Annotated in this window: 2 protein-coding genes and 1 pseudogene; all 3 read right to left on the bottom strand. The window is 67.8% G+C overall.

Annotated features, from left to right (window positions below; all coding sequences use genetic code 11):
* Positions 1-772: pseudogene (locus tag B2W70_RS15485) on the bottom strand (glycine dehydrogenase (aminomethyl-transferring)); the annotation flags it as partial.
* A 93-nt stretch (positions 773-865) separates the two neighbouring features.
* Positions 866-1,240: a glycine cleavage system protein GcvH gene (gene gcvH, locus B2W70_RS15480; RefSeq protein WP_286747015.1), complete on the bottom strand. Its 375-nt coding sequence runs from the start codon at positions 1,238-1,240 to the stop codon at positions 866-868.
* A gap of 91 nt (positions 1,241-1,331) precedes the next feature.
* The coding region (locus B2W70_RS15475) for a glycine cleavage T C-terminal barrel domain-containing protein (RefSeq protein ID WP_286747014.1) at positions 1,332-2,137 on the bottom strand (806 nt) is incomplete at its 5' end.

Raw genomic sequence — 2,137 nt, 5'->3', positions numbered from 1 at the left:
AGTCGGCGGCGACGATGGCCAGCGCGCCCTTGGCGTGCAGGGCGTCGATCAGGGGCTTGAGGTCGCGGACCTGACCATTGACACCAGGGTACTGCAGCAGGGCAGCGAAGCAGTCGTTGGACTCGAGGTGCTTGACCAGCTCGGTGGCGTGCACCACGTCAACGGCGATGCCCAGGGGCTTGGCACGGGTCTGGATCACCTCGAGGTTCTGCGGCAGCACGTCGTGGGCGACCACGAATCGTTGCGATGGGCTCTTGCCAACGCGAGCTGCCAGCGTCATCGCCTCGGCGGCGGCGGTGGCCTCGTCGAGCATCGAGGCGTTGGCAATGGCCATGCCCGTCAGGTCGGTGACCATGGTCTGGAAGTTGACCAGGGCCTCCATGCGGCCTTGCGAGATCTCGGCCTGGTAGGGCGTGTAGGCCGTGTACCAAGCGGGGTTCTCGAGGATGTTGCGCAGGATGACGCCAGGGGTGAGCGTGTTGAAGTAGCCCTGGCCGATGAAGCTGCGCAGCACCTTGTTTTGCTGTGCGATGGATTTGAGCTCGGCCAGCGCCTGGGCTTCGGTGAGCGCGGAGGGCAGGTCCATCGGCGCCGGGCGACGGATGGTCTCCGGCACGATGGCCTCCATCAGCGCCTGGCGCGAGGCCACGCCGATCACCTTGAGCATGCTGGCCTGTTCTGCGTCCCAGGGGCCGAGGTGGCGGGCCTGGAATTCGGTCGCATTCTCGAGTTGCGACAGGGATGGCAAGGAGGACAGGGCAGCGTGGCTCATGGTGTTCGGCATCGGGTGGGTTCGGGGGGCGGCGGGCTCAGGGCCGCATCCTCGGGGCCGGCGTCCACACAAAGGACGCCGGGGGTGAACGCATCAGGCGTTCTTCAGCAGCTCGTCGTAAGCGGTCTTGTCCATCAGGGCGTCGAGCTGGGCGGGGTTGGCCAGCTTGACCTTGAAGAACCAGCCGGCGCCGGTCGGGTCGGTGTTGGCGAGTGCTGGGTCGTCGCGCAGGGCTTCGTTGACTTCCACGATGTCACCGTCGACGGGCATGTAGACGTCGGCGGCGGCCTTCACGGACTCGACCACGCCGGCCACGTCCTTGGACTTGAAGGAGGCGCCCACGGCGGGCAGGTCGACGAAGACCACGTCACCCAGGGCGTCCTGGGCGTGGTGGGTGATGCCGACGATGGCGGTGCCATCGGCTTCGATCTGCAGCCATTCGTGGTCGGGCGTGTACTTGATGGTCATGGTGACGTCCTTGGGGAATCTGGGTTGGGTTGAGCCGAACGGGCGTGATTGTCTCTCAGCGCTCGGCCGAATCTGGGGCCGTGGCGGGCGATCAGCCGCGGTGGTAGCGGTTGGGCACGAACGGGGTGCTGGTGACCGCCATGGGCACCTTCTTGTCGCGCACCAGGGCGAAGACGGGCGTGCCGACGGCGGCGTGGGCGGTGCTGACGTAGGCCAGGGCCACCGGCTGGTTCAGGCTGGGGCCGAGCGAGCCGCTGGTGACGACGCCGATCTCGGCGCCGCTGGCGTCCACCACCTTGGCGCCTTCGCGCACGGGCATGCGTTCGGTGCTGATCAAGCCGACACGCTTGCGGGCGGCACCCTGGGCCAGTTGCGCGTCGACGACGGCAGCGCCGGGGTAGCCACCTGCGCGAGCGCCGCCCGCACGGCGCACCTTCTGGATGGCCCAGGTCAGGCTGCCTTCGACGGGGGTGGTGGTGGTGTCGATGTCGTGGCCGTAGAGGCACAGGCCGGCTTCCAGGCGCAGCGTGTCGCGCGCGCCCAGGCCGATGGGCTTGACTTCGGGCTGAGCCAGCAGGGCGCGTGCAAGTTGCACGGCCTTGTCTGCCGGAACGGAAATTTCGAAGCCGTCTTCGCCGGTGTAGCCCGAGCGCGTCACGAAGCAGTCGATGCCGTCGAGCACGAAGTGACCGCCGGTCATGAACACCAGTTTTTGCACGCCTTCGTTCAGGCGCGCCAGGGCGGTCACCGCTTGCGGGCCTTGCAGCGCCAGCAGGGCCCGATCGGGCAGGGGGGTGACGGTACACAGGTGGCCGATCTTGGCCTGCAGGTGGGCGATGTCCTGGGTCTTGCAGGCGGCGTTGACGACCACGAAGAGGTCGTTTTCGCGGCGGGTGA

The sequence above is a fragment of the Aquabacterium sp. UBA2148 genome (assembly GCF_002328915.1).
In the GTDB taxonomy this organism is placed as follows: domain Bacteria; phylum Pseudomonadota; class Gammaproteobacteria; order Burkholderiales; family Burkholderiaceae_C; genus Aquabacterium; species Aquabacterium parvum.
This window is presented reverse-complemented; position numbering and strand designations above follow the sequence as displayed.